The 1453-nt window shown below is 43.8% G+C and carries 2 protein-coding genes; both read left to right on the top strand.

Features of this window, described 5'->3' with window-relative positions:
* Positions 1 to 951 (top strand): alpha/beta hydrolase family protein (locus ACESK1_RS01815; RefSeq protein WP_372917317.1); only part of this gene is annotated, 951 nt, incomplete at its 5' end.
* Positions 951 to 1453, top strand: a 503-nt coding sequence (locus ACESK1_RS01810) for an aminotransferase class V-fold PLP-dependent enzyme (protein ID WP_372917315.1), incomplete at its 3' end; no start/stop codon positions are given. The genes ACESK1_RS01815 and ACESK1_RS01810, both read left to right, overlap by 1 nt.

Here is a 1453-nt window from a genome sequence, read left to right as displayed (position 1 = left end):
TTAACCCAGATGGAAGGGAATAATGAAGTTCATCTTTCACCAGACGAGAAATATATGGCCATAAGGCATTCCTACAGCAACCAACCCTGGGAATTGTATCTTAAAAGAACCCGTGCCAATGCTGATGCTGAAAAATTAACCGAAGGTCAAACAGAAGAATTCGCCTCCTATCAATGGCGCGAACCTGAATTAATAGAATTTGAAGCTGAAGATGGTGCTATGGTCCCCGCAAGGCTTTACAGCCCAACCGAGGAAACTAAAAACGACGCGGCCGTAGTTTTCGTTCACGGTGCAGGTTATCTTCAGAATGTACATAAATGGTGGAGCAGTTATTTCAGGGAATACATGTTTCATAATCTTCTAACTGATCTTGGCTACACCGTAATCGATATAGATTACCGCGGAAGCGCAGGTTATGGCCGTGACTGGAGAACAGGGATCTATCGTCATATGGGCGGAAAAGACCTGAGTGACCAGGTAGACGGAGTCAATTATCTCATCGAAAATCACGGAATTGATCCTGAAAAAGTCGGGATCTATGGAGGTAGTTATGGTGGCTTCATTACTTTGATGGGAATGTTCAATGAACCTGAAACTTTTAAAGCAGGAGCCGCATTACGCTCGGTGACCGATTGGGCTCATTACAATCATGGGTATACCTCCAATATTCTGAATGAACCTTCAGAAGATCCAATTGCCTATCGCAGATCTTCGCCTATTTATTTCGCTGAAGGTCTTGAAGGTCATCTTCTGATCGCCCACGGAATGCTTGATGTAAATGTTCATTTTCAGGATGTGGTAAGACTTGCCCAGCGTCTTATCGAACTGAAGAAAGATAACTGGGAAATGGCAGTTTACCCTGTAGAAGACCACGGTTTTGTTGAACCAAGCAGCTGGACCGATGAATATAAGCGCATTCTGAAATTATTTAACGAAAGCCTCCTGGAGTAATGGACATCAATTTTGTACGTCGGCAATTTCCGGCACTGGAACAGGATTTCATATATATGGATAATGCCGGGGGTTCCCAGACCTTGTCTAAAGTAGCTGAAAGAATAAGCGGTTATCTTTTGCATCATAATGTACAGTTGGGTGCTTCTTATAAAGTTTCCAAAGAAGCCGGGGAAAAACTGAATTATGCAACCAATGAAGTATCAAAGTTCATCAATGCCTCCCGTCCTGAGGAGGTGGTGATCGGCCCGTCTTCAAGTATGCTTCTTCGTATCTTAAGCCTTTGTATAAGCAAACAATGGCAGGAAGGAGACGAGGTGATAGTCACTAACACCGATCATGAAGCCAATGTTTCCCCCTGGACAGATCTTGAAGAAAAAGGTATAAAAGTAAAGATCTGGAAAGTTAACCCGGAAAGCCTCGAACTGGATATTTCCGATCTTGAGAAATTGCTTTCCAGGCGCACTAAGCTGGTTGCGGTCACCCACGCCTCCAATGTACT

The organism is Salegentibacter sp., assembly GCF_041642575.1.
Lineage (GTDB): Bacteria > Bacteroidota > Bacteroidia > Flavobacteriales > Flavobacteriaceae > Salegentibacter.
Note: the sequence above shows the minus strand (reverse complement) of the source record. Positions and strands in the feature narration are given on the sequence as shown.